This is a genomic window from Umezawaea tangerina (assembly GCF_003002815.1).
In the GTDB taxonomy this organism is placed as follows: Bacteria; Actinomycetota; Actinomycetes; order Mycobacteriales; family Pseudonocardiaceae; genus Umezawaea; species Umezawaea tangerina.
The window spans coordinates 16,313-33,245 of record NZ_PVTF01000009.1 but is presented as its reverse complement, the minus strand read 5'-3'; the positions used below and the strand labels follow the sequence as shown (position 1 = coordinate 33,245).

13 protein-coding genes are annotated in these 16,933 nt (G+C 70.6%); 7 read left to right on the top strand and 6 right to left on the bottom strand.

Annotated elements, in window-relative coordinates; genetic code table 11:
• Positions 1-5 precede the first annotated feature (5 nt).
• From CLV43_RS28305 to CLV43_RS28295, 3 genes are all read left to right on the top strand, one after another.
• Positions 6-1,454, top strand: coding sequence for an ATP-binding protein (locus CLV43_RS28305; RefSeq protein ID WP_106191363.1), 1,449 nt, complete (start codon positions 6-8; stop codon positions 1,452-1,454).
• Between the two features lie 335 nt (positions 1,455-1,789).
• Positions 1,790-2,269 (top strand): hypothetical protein, encoded by a 480-nt coding sequence (locus tag CLV43_RS28300; protein ID WP_146174939.1) that lies wholly within the window; start codon positions 1,790-1,792, stop codon positions 2,267-2,269.
• Positions 2,270-2,436: 167 nt separating this feature from the next.
• On the top strand, positions 2,437-3,378 hold the full coding sequence (locus tag CLV43_RS28295; protein WP_106190709.1) for a chitinase: 942 nt from the start codon (positions 2,437-2,439) through the stop codon (positions 3,376-3,378).
• Between the two features lie 48 nt (positions 3,379-3,426).
• Here the strand turns inward: CLV43_RS28295 and CLV43_RS28290 are convergent, their stop codons facing one another.
• From CLV43_RS28290 to CLV43_RS28275, 4 genes are all read right to left on the bottom strand, one after another.
• Positions 3,427-3,882, bottom strand: coding sequence for a hypothetical protein (locus tag CLV43_RS28290; protein WP_106190707.1), 456 nt, complete (start codon positions 3,880-3,882; stop codon positions 3,427-3,429).
• 182 nt (positions 3,883-4,064) lie between these two features.
• Positions 4,065-4,787 carry a hypothetical protein gene (locus CLV43_RS28285; RefSeq protein ID WP_106190705.1) on the bottom strand — a complete coding sequence of 241 codons (723 nt, stop codon included), beginning with the start codon at positions 4,785-4,787 and terminating at the stop codon, positions 4,065-4,067.
• A 91-nt stretch (positions 4,788-4,878) separates the two neighbouring features.
• Positions 4,879-6,270, bottom strand: a complete 1,392-nt coding sequence (locus CLV43_RS49500) for a glycosyl hydrolase family 18 protein (protein ID WP_106190704.1) — start codon at positions 6,268-6,270, stop codon at positions 4,879-4,881.
• Positions 6,271-6,524: 254 nt separating this feature from the next.
• Positions 6,525-9,110, bottom strand: a complete 2,586-nt coding sequence (locus CLV43_RS28275) for a glycoside hydrolase family 9 protein (protein ID WP_106190702.1) — start codon at positions 9,108-9,110, stop codon at positions 6,525-6,527.
• A gap of 385 nt (positions 9,111-9,495) precedes the next feature.
• On the opposite strand from CLV43_RS28275, the gene CLV43_RS28270 reads away from it, so the two are divergent.
• The 4 genes from CLV43_RS28270 to yjfF are packed head-to-tail and all read left to right on the top strand — an operon-like array spanning position 9,496 to position 13,985.
• On the top strand, positions 9,496-10,428 hold the full coding sequence (locus CLV43_RS28270; RefSeq protein ID WP_170156079.1) for an ABC transporter substrate-binding protein: 933 nt from the start codon (positions 9,496-9,498) through the stop codon (positions 10,426-10,428).
• Between the two features lie 22 nt (positions 10,429-10,450).
• Positions 10,451-11,971 (top strand): sugar ABC transporter ATP-binding protein, encoded by a 1,521-nt coding sequence (locus CLV43_RS28265; protein ID WP_106190699.1) that lies wholly within the window; start codon positions 10,451-10,453, stop codon positions 11,969-11,971.
• Positions 11,968-13,005, top strand: coding sequence for an ABC transporter permease (locus tag CLV43_RS28260; RefSeq protein WP_106190697.1), 1,038 nt, complete (start codon positions 11,968-11,970; stop codon positions 13,003-13,005). The genes CLV43_RS28265 and CLV43_RS28260 overlap by 4 nt, the downstream gene beginning before the upstream one ends.
• On the top strand, positions 13,002-13,985 hold the full coding sequence (gene yjfF / locus CLV43_RS28255) for a galactofuranose ABC transporter, permease protein YjfF (RefSeq protein WP_106190695.1): 984 nt from the start codon (positions 13,002-13,004) through the stop codon (positions 13,983-13,985). Before CLV43_RS28260 ends, yjfF begins: the two co-directional genes overlap by 4 nt.
• A gap of 200 nt (positions 13,986-14,185) precedes the next feature.
• Here yjfF and CLV43_RS28250 read toward each other — a convergent pair whose 3' ends face one another.
• Complete coding sequence (locus CLV43_RS28250) at positions 14,186-15,004, bottom strand: hypothetical protein (RefSeq protein ID WP_106190694.1); 819 nt, start codon at positions 15,002-15,004, stop codon at positions 14,186-14,188.
• A gap of 196 nt (positions 15,005-15,200) precedes the next feature.
• Complete coding sequence (locus tag CLV43_RS28245; RefSeq protein ID WP_106190692.1) at positions 15,201-16,865, bottom strand: glycosyltransferase family 4 protein; 1,665 nt, start codon at positions 16,863-16,865, stop codon at positions 15,201-15,203.
• Positions 16,866-16,933: the final 68 nt, after the last annotated feature.

The window sequence follows — 16,933 nt, the reverse complement described above, 5'->3', positions numbered from 1 at the left end:
ACGGCATGGCGGAGCTGACCGCCGACGACTTGCGAGGACTGTTCCTGTTCGAGCACCTGGGCGAGGACCAGCTGGCCTGGCTGCTCGACCACGGCCAGGTCGAGACGCGCGAGGCGGGCACCCAGGTGCTCGTCGAGGGAGACGAGGCGACCTGCTTCTTCCTGCTGCTCGACGGCACCGTGGCGCTGTGCCGCAACATCGGCGGCGAACGGGTGGAGGTGAGCCGCACCGACCACCGCGGCTCATACTTCGGCGCGACCCAGGCGTACCTGAAGGACGACGTGGCGTCGAAGACGACCTACCGGATGACGGTCGAGTCGATCACCGACACCCGGATGTTCCAGCTGCCCGCCGACGAGTTCGGCCCGGTCATCCGCGAGTGGTTCCCGATGGCCATGCACCTGCTGGAGGGCCTGTTCTTCGGGATGCAGAACACCCAGCGGATGGTCAACGAGCGGGAGCGGCTGCTCGCGCTTGGCTCGCTGTCGGCCGGGCTGACCCACGAGCTGAACAACCCGGCGGCCGCGGCCGTGCGGGCGACGGCCGCGCTGCGCGAACGGGTCGCGGGCATGCGGCACAAGCTGGCGATGCTGGCCAGCGGCAAGATCGACCCGGAGACGCTGCCCGCGCTGGTGAAGCTCCAGGAGAACGCGGTCGAGCGGGTCGCCAAGGCGCCCAAGCTGGGGCCGCTGGAGACCAACGACCGCGAGGACGAGGTCGGCGACTGGCTCGACGACCACGGCGTCACCGGCGGCTGGGACCTCGCGCCCACGCTGGTCGCGGGCGGGCTGGACGTCGAGTGGCTCGACGAGGCGGCGGCGCTGTGCCCGAGGTCGTCGACCGAGGCGGCGGTGCGCTGGCTGGCCTACACCGTCGAGACCGAGACGCTGATGAACGAGATCGAGGACGCCACCACCAGGGTGTCGACGCTGGTGGGAGCGGCCAAGCAGTACTCGCAGATGGACCGGGCGCCGTTCCAGGTGGTCGACGTGCACGAGCTCCTCGACTCCACCCTGGTGATGCTCGGCCGCAAGATCGGCGACGTGCGGGTGGTCAAGGAGTACGACCGCTCGCTGCCGCCGCTGCCCGCGTTCGCGGCCGAGCTGAACCAGGTGTGGACGAACCTGGTCGACAACGCCATTGGCGCCATGGGCGGCGACGGCACGCTGACCGTGCGCACGTTCCGCGAGGGCGACCTGGTGGTCGTGGAGGTCGGCGACACCGGGACCGGGATCCCGGCGGAGGTGCAGGGCCGGATCTTCGAGCCGTTCTTCACGACGAAGGCGGTCGGCGAGGGCACGGGGCTCGGGCTGGACATCTCGTGGCGGATCGTGGTGAACAAGCACCACGGGGACATCCGGGTCTCGTCGGTGCCGGGCGACACCCGGTTCCAGGTGCGGCTGCCGCTGTCGGTGTCCGTGCCGACCGAGGGGTTCGCGGACCTGTCGGACTGACGGTCCTGGTGGGTGGTTTGTGCTGGAAGTCCGGTTGGGGCGAGTTCCGGCCGTCGCGCGGGTGACTTGGCGACGACCGGTTTTCCTGGTCGAGCCCCGACCCGGACAGGCCTTCCCGGCTCACTCGCGGATGCCGGTCGTCCTGGTGCGGCAACGGTTTGTCCGGTGGTTCCGCGATAGCGCGGCGCGGGTTTCGACCGGCCTTTCGGTGCCGCTTGTTCGGCAATGTCCTTTACCAACTCGGGCCGTCGCGCGAGGTGCCGCGGCAGGTCCCGGTTCGTCCTTTCGCGGTATTCGGTTACCTCTGGACCAGGTGTGCGGGGTTATGGTTGGTCATGCGCTTTCGACGGCGCACCGGAATCCGCACCGTGGCGGCCGGAACGGGCTTCAGGCTCGATCCCGCCACGGCCGAACTGCTGCGGCTGACCACGTTGCTGGAGATCGTCGTCAGGGCCGTTGCGCTGCAGGATCAGGCGAACGGGGTGATCATCGCGTGCGCCCTGCCCGGTGACACCTCCTACGAGGTCGCCCGGCGCGGCCGAAAGGTCGCGGGGGAGTACGGCAGGCTTTCCGGATGGGCCGACGACCTGTGCGAGCAGTACTCGTCGGACTCGGTGCCCGCGCGCATCGGGGGACTGCTCCGCTACCACCTGGGAATGCTCGACACCGCGGTGAAGCTCGCCTTTCCCCGATATCGCACGGAGAGGCTCGAACGCTGTCGGCTCGCCATGACCGGACTCGGTGAACCGGCCCGCGCACTGCGCGTCCAGGAACTCGAACTGAGGTTGTTGATAGCCGGACTCGACGGTGCCTGACACCCGTTGAGCTGCTCCGATCGGGTTGGTCGGGAAAACGCTTGCCCTTGACAGGGGCCATTGGTCTAGTCCAGTTTTGAGCCGCTGACGTGGTCAGCCGCCTCCGGCCCGACGCCGCCCAGGGCTCGCGAGGTGGGTTCCGTGCACTCCCCACGCTGGAGGACCGAATGAAGATCATGCGGCGGCTTCTCGTCGCCTCGACGGTCGCGCTCTCGACCGTCGGGCTGGTGGCACCCGCGGCCGACGCGGCGGTGGACCCCGTCCTGTCGGCGCCCTACCTGTACCAGTGGGAAAGCCCGCCGAACCCGGTGAGCGTCATGCAGGCGACGGGCGTCAAGTCGTTCACGCTGGCCTTCGTCCTGTCGAACGGCAACTGCAACCCGCAGTGGGACGGCCAGCGCTCGCTCACCGGTGCGGACATCACCCGCGTCAACCAGATCCGCGCCGCGGGCGGGGACGCCCTGCCGTCCATCGGAGGCTGGTCTGGCAACAAGCTCGGCTCCACCTGCTCGTCGGCCACCGCGCTGGCGGGCGCCTACCAGAAAGTGATCAACGCCGGGCAGTTCAAGGCGATCGACCTGGACATCGAGAACACCGACGAGTTCCAGAACGCCACCGTGCAGGACCGCATCCTGGGGGCCGTCAAGATCATCAAGCAGAACAACCCCGGCGTCCGCGTGGTCATCACCATCCCCACCGAGGTCTCCGGCCCCGAGACCTGGGGCCAGCGGCTCATCCAGCGCTCCAAGGACCTCGGCGCGAACGTCGACGTGTGGACCCTCATGCCGTTCGACTTCAGCAGCGGCGGCGACATGCCGGGCAAGACCAAGAGCGCCGTGACCGGCCTGAAGAACAAGCTCAAGTCCGTCTTCGGCCTCGCCGACGACGCCGCCTGGCGCAAGTCCGGCCTGTCGTCCATGAACGGCCACACCGACAACGCCGGTGAGGTCGTGTCCGTCAACGACTACCGCGCCATCCGCGACTGGGCGCGCACCGTGCACCTGGCGCGGCTGTCGTTCTGGGCGCTCAACCGCGACTGCGACGGTTGCGCGGGCGTCTCGCAGGGCCAGTACGAGTTCACCAAGATCACCGCCAACTACACGGGCTGATCGCCCAGGGGCGTGGTGCCTCGGCGCCACGCCCCTTCCCGTGCGCGGTCAGGACGACGTGTCGTAGACGAACGGCGTGCCGGTCTGGGTCCACTCGGCGCTGTCGGCGACCGCGTGCACGTCCAGGGTGTCCTGGACGTAGCCGGCGCCGGTAGCCGTGATGGTCAACAACGGCCACGCCTCGCCGGGGACGACGAGGTCCGGGTTCGTGCAGTCCACGCCGCCCTCGACGGACTCGCACCGCCACCGATCGCCCTGGTAGCCGGTCATCCGGATCACGTCGGGCACCGACACGAAGACGAAGAGGTTCTCGTCGTCGGCCTCCCCCACGTCCGTGACGCTCGCCGTGAACGAGAACGTGCCCCGCACGTACCAGTAGTCGTCCGGTGTCACGACGATCCCCTTGCCCGGCGCGATGTCCACGCGCACCGGCCCGCTCTGCGCGGTGTCCGCGGAGGCCGGGAGAGCGGTTCCCGCCACCGTCATCGCGCAGAGGGTGGTCATCGCGGCCAACCTTGATCGTCGCATCTGCATCGCCTTGTCGTCGGCCGCGCGCAGGGAGGTGCGCGGTGCGGCGGAATGAGCCGATGGTGCCCAGTACCCCGTGCCGCCAAACGGGTTCCGCCGTATCGAGACGCGCGACCCGTCCGGTCGGGGGCGAGGAGTGGCGCGCTACGGCCGGTAGATCACCGCGACGGGCTCCGACACCAGGGCGCCTGGCCAGCGGTTCCGGTGATGGGCTTCCCGAATGGTGCTCTCGCCGCCCACCTGTCGTAGGCGGCCGGGTCGCACGAGATGACGTAGATCAGCCGTGTCGACCCCGGCGTGCTGGGCTTCGACTGCATGGTGAACGTCGTCAGGTCGGGTGGCAGCCGGTCGGGCTGCGCGTACCACTCCGTGCGGTCGAGGTCGTTGCGGTCCACGGGGTACTCGACGACGACCCGGTACTCCTGACCGGTTGCCGGCGGGCAGGCCATGACCGCCGTGTAGTCGAACGGACCCGACACCTCGGGGAGTGCCTCGACGGTCGCCCGGACGCCGCCCTCGCACGTGCTGGGGGTGGTGACGGCCGGCGGCGGCACGAGCGCGGCTGTCGGTGACGCGGCTGTCGGCGGTGGGGCCGCCGATGACGACGAGACCGACGACGAAGCGGCCGCCGAGGCGGAGGACGTGGGCTGCGCGCTGGGAGCCCCGGCCACGGCCGGGCGCTCGCGGGCCTGGACCAGCCAGACGACGGCCACCACCGCGGCCAGGAAGGCCACGAGGGCCGAGAGGAACGCGACCGCGGTCCAGCGGTTGTGGTTGACGGTGACGTCGCCGCCGATGCTGCCGCTCTGCACGGTCGAACCGCTCGACTCCGTCGTCGAGTTCGCCACCTCCGGCGCGTCGTGGTCGCCGTCCTCGTTCACATGAGCACTATCAGTGACCAAGCCCCGGTCGTTACGACGAACGCGAACGGCCCGCCGCGACGTGCGACGGGCCGTTCGGCGGGGGTGGGGGTCAGGCGGGGAGGCGCCAGACCTGGTTGCTGCCCGCGAAGCAGTCCCAGATCTGGAGTCGCGTGCCGTCGGCGGAGGAGTTGCCGGAAGCGTCGAGGCAGCGGCCGGACGCGGGGTTGCGGAGTGTGCCGTCGGACTGGGCCCGCCAGGTCTGGGAGCCGGTGGCGTTGCAGTCCCACAGCTGGATCGGGGTGCCGTTGGCGGTGCCCGCGCTGGTGACGTCGAGGCACTTGCCCAGTGCGCGGATGGTGTTGTCGGAGCCGATGGTCCACGTCTGGGCGTTGCTGCCGTTGCACGTCCACAGCTGGACGGCCGTGCCGTTGGCGGTGCCTGCACTGGCGACGTCGACGCACTTGCCCGCGATGCCGGTGATGGCGCCGACCCTGCCGGTGGGCGGGGGAGTGGTGCCGCCGGTGGCGGTGTCGTAGATGGCGCTGACCAGCGAGGTGCTGCCGGTGGTGTCCTGCGACAGCTCCCAGTTCATGATGCCGCCCGCGTTGGCCATGGCCCACTGGGTCTTGCGCTTGATGGTGGGGATGCCGTTGTAGCACTGCTGGGTGCCGTTGACGGTCGTGCAGTCGCGGTTGGCGTTGGCGGGGTCCATCGCGACGAGCTGGGCGTAGGTGAGGTAGGTGGGCCTGCTGTAGAACGGGACGCCGAAGACGGCCTTGTTGGCGGGCAGGCCGCGGCTCTTCCAGAAGTTGACCGACGCGACCGACCAGTCGTAGTTGGCGTGCGGGCTGCCGCCGTCGTAGGCCATGATGTTCAGCCAGTCCACGTAGCCGAACACCGCGGGCTGCACGCCGTTCGCGGTTCCGCCCTCGGACACGACCGCGGCGGTGAGGATCTTGCCCGCGTTGTGCAGCGCGGTGCTCAGCTGCTGCATCAGCGCGGTGTAGTTGTTGCCCGACGTGCCGGGGTCGGGGTACTCCCAGTCGATGTCGACGCCGTCGAGGTCGTACTGGTCGACCACGCTCATCACGCTGTTGACGAACGTGGTGCGGCTGCCGGAGTTCGCGGCCAGCGACTCGAACGCGGAGTCGTTGCCGTCGTTCCACCCGCCGATCGCGAGCGACACCTTGACCCCGTTGCCGTGCCCCTGGGTCACCAGGCCGGTGAGCTTGCCCGTGTCCGGGATCCCTTGCAGGGTCCCGTTCGCGTTGGGCAGCGCGAACGAGTAGTTGATGTGCGTGAGCTTGCTGTACTGGATCTTGCCGAAGTCCGCCGAGGTCGCCCACGACGGCATGTAGCCGACGCTGCGGAAGCCGTTGGGCAACGCGGCGGCACCGGCCGCCGGGGCGGTGGCCACGACGACCGCGGCTCCGGCCGCGACGGTGGCGAGGGCGAGTGCCGCGGCACCCCACCGGGTCCGGGGGGTTGCTGATGGCAGCATGCAGGGTCCCTTCAGGCACGGAGCCGCGCGGCGTTGCGCGTGCTCGACAGCCCCGCGTCCGGGCGGTGCGGCAGGGATCCGCTGCGTCGGACGCGGGTCGTGAGGTGGTGGCAGCCGCAGCCGAGGTTACTGCACGTCTTTAATTAAGTCACGATGTAAGTGGTGGCCCTTCGGACTTTCCGGAAAGCGGTTGCCTGCGGACGCGAAGCGGCCCGGCCCTGGAGGTCGGGCCGGACCGCTTCCCCGCGGGGTTCCTACTTCCGCGTGCACACCTCGCCGTTCACGCTGAACGCGGGCGGGTCGGCGTCGGCGGTCGTGGACGAGGCGACGTAGCCGAGGTGGGCGGTGGAGCCGGGGGCGAGCCCGGCGTTCCACGACAGGTTGGTCGCGGTGACGTCGCGGCCGTTCTGGGCCCACGTCGCCGACCACCCGTTGGTGATCTTCTGCCCGCCGCCGAAGGAGAAGCCGAGCTTCCACCCGGTCCACGGGGTGGCGCCGGTGTTCGTGACCGTCAGCGTGGCGGTCTGGCCGGTGCCCCACTTGGCGACCTGGTAGTCGACCGCGCAGCCCGCGGCGCGGTCGGACTTCTCCGCCGCCCAGTTCGCCACCCAGGCCAGCGCGGAGTTCCAGTTCACCGTGACCTCGTTGAGCGAGTAGGCCTCGATGTGGTCGACGAAGCACTTCTGCGGCTTGCAGCCGGCCAGCAGCCTGGCCGCGACCGGGTCCTGCAGCCCGCTGTTCGGGCCGCCCGACAGCACGCCGGGCGGAGCGGTGGGCAGTGACGCGTCGAGCTGGTTGGCCCAGAAGCGGTGGTGGACGTTGCGGACGGGCTGGTCGCCGTAGCCGCTGACGTAGGAGTAGCTGTTCGGGTTGCGGCCGAGCAGGTAGCCCATGGTCTCGTACACGCCCGCGCGGTACTTCGGCTGCCCGGTGAAGTCGCTCGCCAGCGCGAGCACCATGGCGTTGTTGGCCACCAGGCCGTTGGAACCCCAGTCGTACGAGCCGTCCGAGGTCTGGTAAGGAGCCGGGTAGCCCTGGGTGGCGATCTGGGCGAGGTGGGCGTCCGCGGTGGTGGTGAACGCGGACCTGGTCTCCGCGATGTCGGCGGGCGGCAGGCCGTTCGGGACGACGGCCAGCGTGACGTCGCCGAGCGGGCCGGTGGAGGCCCAGTCGAAGCCCCTCGTGGTGAGGCTCTTCCCCTTGTACAGAGGGGATCCGGTCACGTCGGCGCGGTAGGCGGCACCGCCGGTCGTCGTGTAGAGCTCGGCGGCGGCCCAGTAGAACTCGTCGGTCACGGTGTCGTCGTTGTACGCGCCGCCACCGGTGCCGTCGTTCGGGTCGGCGAGCCTGTTCGGGTCGGCTTTCGCCGCCGCGTAGGCCTTTTCGGCCGCGGCGAGCGCCCTGGCGGAGAACGCCGGGTCGATGGTGCGCCAGATCCGGGCGGCCTGCGCGCCGACGGCGGCGGTGTTGAGCGTCGCGGCGGTGCTCACCGCGGACAGCCTGCGCGGCTGCGGGTCCTGGCTCGGCAGCGTGGGCAGTCCGGTCCACGCGGCGTCGTGCACCTTGTGGTGCACCATGCCGTTGGGCGCCTGCATGCGCAGCAGGAACTCCACCTCCCAGCGGGCCTCGTCGAGCACGTCCGGCACGCCGTTGTGGTTCTCCGGGATCGACAGCGTCCCGTCGCCCAGCGCGGAGGCGTCGCCGAGCGCGACCGCGCGCTCGTAGGTGTCCAGCACCTGCCACGCGGAGATGCCGCCGTTGACGACGTACTTGCCGTGGTCACCGGCGTCGTACCAGCCGCCGCGCACGTCGAGGGTGTAGCCGCAGGCGAGGTCGGCGCGGCAGGGGACCGCGTCGTCGCCCTTGTTCGGCGCCACGTTCAGGTGGCCCGCGGCGCGGGCGTAGGTGTCGCCGACGTACTGCGCCTCGATGGGGATGCCGCTGCGCTGGTGGTAGAAGAACGCGAGCGAGTCCTTGCGGAGGTCCTTGTACGGCTGGACGCCGATGTCGAACGGGTAGCTCACGTCCTCGCCGACGACGAGCGTGTAACCGGTGCCCGCGGTGTCGTAGGCCGAGAAGTCGATGATCTGCACCGGGTCGCCGGACGCCGCGTCGGTGCCCTTCGGCGTGGCCTTGCCGGTGGCGACGGCGGCGCCCGCGGAGTTCCGCAGCGCCCAGTCCTGCGGGGTGGTGGCGTCGGTGACCAGCGTGGCGTGCTTGGGCAGGCCCGGCACGTAGGCCGTCTGGTTGACCTGCACCTTCTTCGTCACCGGCGCGGGGCCGCCGGGCGGCACCGCCCCGCCGACCAGGGACACGTTGTCGACGCACACGGTGTTGTCGAAGGTCTGCCCGCCGAGGTGGAAGGCGACCTGGCCGTTGCCCGCGTCGGGGAAGTCCAGCGCCGAGGTGAACGTGTAGGTGAAGTGCTGCTTCGCCGCCGTGACGTCGAAGTCCTGCTTGGAGATCTGCCGGTACGGGGACACGCCCTCGCCGGTCACCGCGGAGATCCGCTGCGCGGTGGTCGCGTGCGCGTCGAACTCGAAGGTGTAGGACTCGCCCTCCTCGAACGGCACGCCGTTCTGGCCGATCAGCGCGTCCCACGGGTTCGTGGTGCCCCCGGTGACGGCGACGCAGAACTCGCCGCCGGTGACCTGGCCGGTGGTGCCTGCGCCGGTCCACCACGGGGCCGAGGTGCCGTTGTCGAAGGTGCCGTTGACGACCCGCTCGTGGTCGGCGGCCGAGGCGGTGTAGCCGGTTCCACCGGCCACCACCAGGGCTAACGCGACCGCCACCGCCGGGCCGCGGACACGGCGCCGTCGACGTGCAGGGCTGGACCCCATGGGCGATCTCCTCCCGTCACGGCACCCCGCGAGGTGCCGTCGCCGTCCGCGTTGACGGCCGCGTCCCATTTCTGGGAGCGCTCCCAGAAGAACGTAGAGGCGTCTCGGGGGCTTGTACAGGTGCGGTTGGGGCATGCCGTTCGGCCATCCGCACCGGTCAAGAAGATCGTTACCCCGCCGTGGCTTGACCCTCACTGTGTTATCGCTAACACTTGCTCCCACTTGTCACACGGGTGTGCCTGACCGGGGCTTCTCGTTTGGCTCTGGGGTGAGCTCGGACGTTCCGGTGCACTCCACCGGGAGTTGTTAACGCTAACAATTGATCAACGTTGATCGAGGAGTGACCGTGTTCGGAAAGAAGTGGGCCGCGCTGGCGGTCGGTGTCATGGGCATGACGCTGCTGACCGCCTGCGGCGGCGGCTCCGACAGTGCGGGCGGCGGTGCCGTCACGCTCGGGTTCTCCCAGGTGGGCGCCGAGAGCGGGTGGCGGACGGCGAACACCAAGTCGGTCCAGGAGTCGGCGAAGTCCGCCGGGATCGAGCTGAAGTTCTCCGACGCGCAGCAGAAGCAGGAGAACCAGATCTCCGCGATCCGGTCGTTCATCCAGCAGAAGGTGAAGGTCATCGCGTTCTCGCCGGTGGTGGAGTCCGGCTGGGACACCGTCCTCAAGGAGGCCAAGACCGCGAACATCCCGGTCATCCTCACCGACCGCTCGGTCGACTCGGCCGACAAGACCCTCTACAAGACCTTCCTCGGCTCGGACTTCGTGACCGAGGGCAAGAAGGCGGGCACCTGGCTCACCAAGGAGTTCGCCTCGGCGACCGGTGACGTGAACATCGTGGAGCTCCAGGGCACCACGGGCTCCGCGCCCGCCAACGACCGCAAGAAGGGCTTCGCGGACGCCATCGCGGGCCAGGCGAAGTTCAAGGTCGTCGCCTCGCAGACCGGTGAGTTCACCCGCGCCAAGGGCAAGGAGGTCATGGAGGCCTTCCTCAAGTCGCAGAGCAAGATCGACGTCCTCTACGCGCACAACGACGACATGGCGCTGGGCGCGATCGAGGCCATCGAGGCCGCGGGCAAGAAGCCGGGCACGGACATCAAGATCGTGTCGGTCGACGCGGTCAAGGACGGCATGCAGGCACTGGCCGACGGCAAGATCAACTACATCGTCGAGTGCAACCCGCTGCTCGGACCGCAGCTCATGGACCTGGTGAAGAAGGTCGCCGCAGGGCAGGAGGTCCCCACGCGCATCGAGACCGAGGAGACCGAGTTCGACCAGGCGAAGGCCAAGGAAGCCCTGCCCAAGCGCCAGTACTGACCCGACGCGAGGACGGCACGAGATGACCGAGCCCGAAGCGATCCTGCGGATGACCGGCATCCGGAAGGAGTTCCCCGGCGTCGTGGCGCTCGACGACGTCGACTTCCGGATGTTCCCCGGCGAGGTGCACGCCCTGATGGGCGAGAACGGAGCCGGGAAGTCCACGCTCATCAAGACGTTGACCGGCGTCCACGGGATCGACGCGGGCACGATCGAGCTCGGCGGGTCGGCGGTGTCGTTCGCGGGCCCGCCCGAGGCCCAGCGGGCCGGGGTCAGCACGGTCTACCAGGAGGTGAACCTCTGCCCGAACCTCTCGGTGGCGGAGAACATCTTCATCGGCCGCGAGCCCCGCAGGTTCGGCCGCATCCACTGGGCCGGCATGAGACGTCGGGCGGAGGTCCTGCTGGGAGCACTGGACCTCCGGCTCGACGTCTCGGCCGGGCTCGGCTCCCAGTCGATCGCGGTGCAGCAGATGGTGGCGATCGCGCGGGCGCTCGACGTGTCCGCGCGGGTGCTGGTGCTCGACGAGCCGACGTCGAGCCTGGACGCGGGTGAGGTCGAGCAGCTGCTCAAGGTGCTGCGGTCGCTGCGCGAGGACGGGATGGCGATCCTGTTCGTGTCGCACTTCATCGACCAGGTCTTCGCGATCGCCGACCGGATGACGGTGCTGCGCAACGGGAAGCTCGTCGGCGAGTACCGCACCTCCGACATCACGCCGGTCGAGCTGGTGACCAGGATGATCGGCAAGGAGCTGGAGGTCCTCGACGACCTGGAGGAGTCCGCGCACGACCGGTCCGACCTGGCCGCCGCGCCGGTGTTCCTCCAGGCCGACGGGCTGTCCAGGAAGGGCGCCGTGGCGCCGTTCTCGCTGGAGATCCGCCAGGGCGAGGTGGTCGGACTGGCGGGTCTGCTCGGGTCCGGGCGCACGGAGCTGGCCCGGCTGCTCTTCGGTGCCGACCACTCCGACAGCGGCACGCTCACCGTGGACGGCGCGGTCGTCCCGATGCGCACCCCGCGCGCCGGGATGGACCACCGCATCGCGTTCTCCCCCGAGGACCGCAAGACCGAAGGGCTCGTCGGCGAGCTCACCGTGCGGGAGAACATCGTCCTGGCGCTGCAGGCGGCCCGCGGCTGGTCGCGGCCGCTGTCCCGCAAGCGCCAGGACGAGCTGGCCGCGCGGTACGTCGCCGCGCTCGACATCCGGCCCACCTCGCCGGAGACGCTGGTGCGCAACCTGAGCGGCGGCAACCAGCAGAAGGTGCTGCTGGCCAGGTGGCTCATCACCGAACCGCGGCTGCTGATCCTCGACGAGCCGACGCGCGGCATCGACATCGGTGCCAAGACGGAGATCCAGCGGCTCGTCGCGAAGCTCTCGGGTGACGGCATGGCGGTGCTGTTCATCTCCGCGGAGCTGGAGGAGGTGCTCCGGCTCAGCCACCGGGTGACCGTGCTGCGCGACCGGAAGGTCGTCGCCCAGCTGGACAACGAGTCGCTGACCGCCGACGAGATCATGTCCATCATCGCCGAGGGGAGCAGCGCATGACCGGGCACCGGCTGTTCTGGCCGATCGCCGCGCTGGTGGCGCTGCTGCTGGTCGACCTCGCCGTCAAGCCGTCCTTCTTCTCCGTCGAGCTGCGCGACGGGCACCTCTACGGGAGCCTGGTCGACATCCTGCGGCTGGGCGCGCCGCTGATCCTGGTCGGGATCGGCATGACCCTCGTGGTCGCCACCCGCGGGATCGACCTCTCGGTCGGCTCGGTGGTCGCGATCAGCGGAGCGCTGGCGTGCCTGCACCTGAGCGGGCTCGGCGACCAGAACAGCGTCGGCGGCACGCTCGTCGCGGTGGCCATGGCGCTCGGCCTGTGCCTCGCGCTGGGCGCGTGGAACGGGTTCCTGGTTGCGGTGCTGGGGATCCAGCCGATCATCGCGACGCTGATCCTCATGGTGGCGGGCCGCGGCATCGCGCAGCTGATCACCGACGGGCAGATCATCACCATCACCTCCGGCCCGTTCCGGGCGATCGGCAGCGGGTACCTGCTCACGCTGCCGCTGTCGATCCTGATCGCGCTGGTGGTGTTCGTGCTGACGTCGGTGCTGGTGCGCCGGTCGGCGCTGGGGCTGCTGATCGAGGCGGTCGGCGGCAACCCGGAGGCCAGCAGGCTGTCCGGGCTCCGCTCGGGTCGGCTCATCTGGCTGGTCTACGTGTTCGGCGGGCTGTGCGCGGGCGTGGCCGGGCTGATGATCAGCGCCAACACCTCCGGCGCCGACGCCAACCACGCCGGGCTGTGGATCGAGCTGGACGCGATCCTCGCCCTCACCATCGGCGGCACGCAGCTCACCGGCGGCCGCTTCTCGTTGGGCGGCACGGTGATCGGCGCGCTGCTCATCCAGACGCTGACCACGACCGTCTACACGCTGGGCATCCCGGACACGGCCACCCTGCTCGTCAAGGCGATGGTCGTGCTGCTGGTCTGCCTGGTCCAGTCGCCCGCGTTCCGCGCCAAGGTGCGCCGCCGCCGCAAGAGCCCGCCCCCGGCCCCGGCCGACCGACCGGTGAAGGTCGAGGTGTCCGCGTGAGCACGCTCACCCGCGTCAAGGAGTACCGGCCGCAGCAGCGGCACCTGCCGATGATCGCGACCCTGGTCCTGCTGGTCGCCGCCTACGGCTACGGCGCCTCGCAGTACCCGGCGTTCGGGTCGGGGCAGGTCGTGTTCAACCTGTTCATCAACTACTCGTGGCTGCTCGTCGTCGCGATCGGGATGACCTTCGTCATCCTCACCGGCGGCATCGACCTGTCCGTCGGGTCGGTGGTCGCGCTGTCCACGGTGCTGTCCGCCGAGCTGCTGACCAAGCACGGCTGGTCCGCGCCCGCGGTCATCGTGCTGGTGCTGGCGGTCGGCGCGCTGCTGGGCACCGGCATGGGCGCGCTGATCCACTACTTCGAGATCCAGCCGTTCATCGCGACCCTCGTCGGCCTGTTCTTCGCCAGGGGGCTGTGCCTCACGATCAGCACCGAGGCGCCGTCCATCGACAACGCGGTGTTCACCTCGATCGCGCAGACCCAGATCCCGCTGCCGGGCGACTCGCACGTGTCGATCAGCGTCGTGATCGCGCTCGTGGTGGTGGTGATCGCCGGGTACGTCCTGCACTACACCCGGTTCGGGCGGACCGTGTACGCCGTCGGCGGCAGCGAGCAGTCGGCGGTGCTGATGGGCCTGAAGGTGGCCAGGACCAAGGTGTCGGTGTACGCGCTGAGCGGGTTCTGCTCGGCGCTCGGCGGGCTGCTGCTGGTGTTCTACAAGCTCTCCGGCGACCCGCTGAGCGCGATCGGCACCGAGCTGGACGCGATCGCGGCCGTCGTCATCGGGGGCACGATCCTGTCCGGCGGCTCCGGCTACGTCGTCGGCACGGTGCTCGGCGTGCTGGTGCTGGGCATGATCCAGACGCTGATCGACTTCGACGGCACGCTCAGCTCGTGGTGGACGAAGATCGTGATCGGCGCGCTGCTGTTCGGTTTCATCGTGCTCCAGCGCCTGATCGCGCGCCGGGCCCGGTGAGGGGGTGGTCCGGCCGTCGGGGGGAGGCGGCCGGACCCACCGGTCCGGACAGGGGAGCGGGCGACATCAGCGTTAGCGTTGACAACAACCATGCCTGCATCGGCACATCGGCGTTCTTCCGCGCACACGGGAACGGGCCGTCGGAACCGCTCTCGCGGTAGGCCGACGGCCCGTTCCCGTTCCTCCCGCGGAGCGGTGCCCTAGCGCAATGAGCAGGGCGCGAACCGCTCCAGTCCCTCGGGTTTCGCGGCCAGGCGGCCGATGGCGGTCTCGATGCGGTTGAGGGCGGCGACGCGCTTGTCCTCCAGTGGTCCGAGGATGGCGTTGTCGACGAAGTTGGGGCCTCCCTGTCCGGCGGTGTCGACGAGTCGCTTGTTGGCCTCGGCGATCTGGTTGTCGAGGTTGGCCAGCTCCCTGGTCACCTCGGCCTGCGCGCCCGCCGGGACGGCCGGGATCGCGTCCACCGGGCTCGGGCACGCGATGGCCCCGCCGCCCGCCGCCGGGGGTGCGGCGGATGTCGTGGGCTGCTCGGTCCCGCCGGCGCCGGGTGCCTCGGTGTCGATCGTCGTGCTCGGCGCGGGCGCGGCGTCACCGGGGGCGCCCAGCGCGCACGCCGCGAACCGTTCGAGGCCCTCGGGTTTCGCGGCCAGGCGGCCGATGGCGGTCTCGATCCGGTTGAGGGCGGCGATCCGCTTGTCCTCCAGCGGTCCGAGGATCGCGTTGTCGACGAAGTTCGGGCCTCCCTGTCCGGCGGTGTCGACAAGCCGCTTGTTGGCCTCGGCGATCTGCTTGTCCAGGTTCCCGAGCTCCCTGGTGACCTCGGCCTGCGCGCCCGCGGGGACGGCGGGGATGGCGTCCACCGGGCTGGGGCAGGCGATCACCTGGGACGACTGCTGGGCTCCTTGCGACGTTCCGGACGCGAACGCCGCGGCGGCGAGGCCGGTGCTCAGTGCGGCGATGCTGACGAGTCCGATGAGCGCGACGCGTCGCTTCTTGCGCTCGGGGAAGACGTGGGTCATCGGGACACCTCACGGGGTTCGGCGGGAATGCGTTGCACGACGGAATGGGGTCGTGGTCGCGGTTTCTTGCTCGGTTCCCTCCGGAGTACGGCCTCGATTTCATCCGGGTTCAAAGGCGCGCGAAAGGTACCTTTCGGTCTAGGGGCAACGCCTTTGCCGGATCATCGTCGAGGCGATGTGAACGTTCGACACGCGGTCAGCGGTAGACCTCGGCGAACGAGTCCGCGACCCGGTCGATGCCGAACCGCGTCCGCACGGTCTCCCGGCCCGCCGCGGCCGCCGGAGCCGTCGCGGCGCCCAGCGCCACTACCTCGGCCAGCCCCTCGCCCAACGACTCGGCGGACGACGTGTCGACCAGGAACCCGTTGCGGCCGTGCTCGACGTAGTGGGGCAGCCCGCCCCGCCGCGGGCCGACCACCAGCAGACCGGCCTCCATGGCCTCGAGCACCGCGATGCCGAACTCCTCCTTCAGGCTCCCGCACGCGTACACGTGCGGCGCCGGCGCGGGCAGGTGCTCCGCCAGGGCGTGTTCGAGCTGCCGCACCTCGGTGTTCGGCCACGCGGGCAGCACCGCGAGCCTGCCGCGGGCCCGCGGAACGGCTTCGGCGAGCGCCAGCACCTCGTCGAGCACGGCCTGCTCGTCCGGGGTGCGCCCGGCGACCGACCCGCCGATCAGGACCAGTGCCGTGGAGCGGTAGAGGTGCCGGGACAGCCACGCGCGCACCAGCACGCCCTGCTGCTTGACCGGGTGCAGGCGGCCGACGTTGAGCAGCACCGGCACGCCGCGCGCGGAGTCGTCGAGCCGGGGGAGCGAGCGCGACGGCCGGAACAGCTCGCCCACCAGCGCCTCCGGCCGGTGGGGCAGCGGCCGCAGCGGTGAGATGCCCTCCTCGATGGCGACCGCCGTCCTGGTCTCCAGCTGGGGGAAGTGGTCGCGCAGCTCGTCGCTGCGCCCGCCGATCGACACCACCGTGTCCGCCCGGTCGACGAGCAGGTCGCCGAGGTGGACCCGGTGCAGGTCGAACCGCAGGGCGTCGGTGTCGGCCGTCCCGGCGGCGTACCGCTCGGCCAGGTGCCGGTGCGGGTCCGGGGTCAGCGTGAACACGACCCTGGCGCCCAGGTGCCGGGCGGCCTCCGCCATCGCCAACGAGCCGTCGTCGGAGTACCGCACGTGCACGACGTCCGGCGTCAGCCCGCACCGCCGCAGCAGCCGGACCGTCCACCAGGTGATCGCCGCCCGGTGCCGTCCCATCTCCGCCTGGGTCAGCGCGACCGGCGAGTCGACGGGGACGTGCACGGTCCAGTGCTCGCGGTCGTCCTGCCCGGCCACGGCGATCGCTGTCGGGTCGGTGTCGAGCACGACGGTCACCACGCGGCCGATGTCCGCGCGGTCGGCCAGCGCGTCCCCGAGCGACCGCAGGAACACGCCCAGCCCGCCGCTCGCGCCCTCGCCCGGCCGGGCCGTGCCGCCGATCAGCATCGACTGCGCGACGGTCGGGCCGTCGACCCGAGGGGCGACCGGCAGCGCGACCCCGTCCCGCAGCAGGTCGAGCAGCAGCTTCTCGTAGGGGGACTCGGGGTCCTCGTCGACGGCGACCCCCAGGGCGTCCAGGTACCGCCACAGCGACTGCCGCGCGCCCACGGCCCTGGCCTCGTCGGCGTCGAGCGGGGTGAGGCCGTGCAGCGCCGAGGTGTCCAGCAGCCACGACACCACCTGGGCGTCGCGGGTGGTCAGCAGCGCCCCGCGGAGCGCCGCGGTCACGGGCGGTCGGTTCCCCTCGACCGCGAGCAGGTCCGACACGGCCTCGCAGAACAGCGAGAACACGGCCGGGACGGGATGATCCAGCAGGTCGCCGACCACGTGGTCGGGTGATCGGGAGGGGGCGGGACCGCTCAGGCGGCGCCGACGGTCTTCCAGGCCACGAAGCA

What these genes read in the sequence shown, in the direction of transcription:
- CLV43_RS28305 (WP_106191363.1), top strand. Translation starts at nt 6, where the DNA reads ATGGCGGAGCTGACCGCCGACGACTTGCGAGGACTGTTCCTGTTCGAG.
- CLV43_RS28300 (WP_146174939.1), top strand. Translation starts at nt 1,790, where the DNA reads ATGCGCTTTCGACGGCGCACCGGAATCCGCACCGTGGCGGCCGGAACG.
- CLV43_RS28295 (WP_106190709.1), top strand. Translation starts at nt 2,437, where the DNA reads ATGAAGATCATGCGGCGGCTTCTCGTCGCCTCGACGGTCGCGCTCTCG.
- CLV43_RS28290 (WP_106190707.1), bottom strand. Translation starts at nt 3,882, where the DNA reads ATGACCACCCTCTGCGCGATGACGGTGGCGGGAACCGCTCTCCCGGCC.
- CLV43_RS49500 (WP_106190704.1), bottom strand. Translation starts at nt 6,270, where the DNA reads ATGCTGCCATCAGCAACCCCCCGGACCCGGTGGGGTGCCGCGGCACTC.
- CLV43_RS28275 (WP_106190702.1), bottom strand. Translation starts at nt 9,110, where the DNA reads ATGGGGTCCAGCCCTGCACGTCGACGGCGCCGTGTCCGCGGCCCGGCG.
- CLV43_RS28270 (WP_170156079.1), top strand. Translation starts at nt 9,496, where the DNA reads ATGGGCATGACGCTGCTGACCGCCTGCGGCGGCGGCTCCGACAGTGCG.
- CLV43_RS28265 (WP_106190699.1), top strand. Translation starts at nt 10,451, where the DNA reads ATGACCGAGCCCGAAGCGATCCTGCGGATGACCGGCATCCGGAAGGAG.
- CLV43_RS28260 (WP_106190697.1), top strand. Translation starts at nt 11,968, where the DNA reads ATGACCGGGCACCGGCTGTTCTGGCCGATCGCCGCGCTGGTGGCGCTG.
- CLV43_RS28250 (WP_106190694.1), bottom strand. Translation starts at nt 15,004, where the DNA reads ATGACCCACGTCTTCCCCGAGCGCAAGAAGCGACGCGTCGCGCTCATC.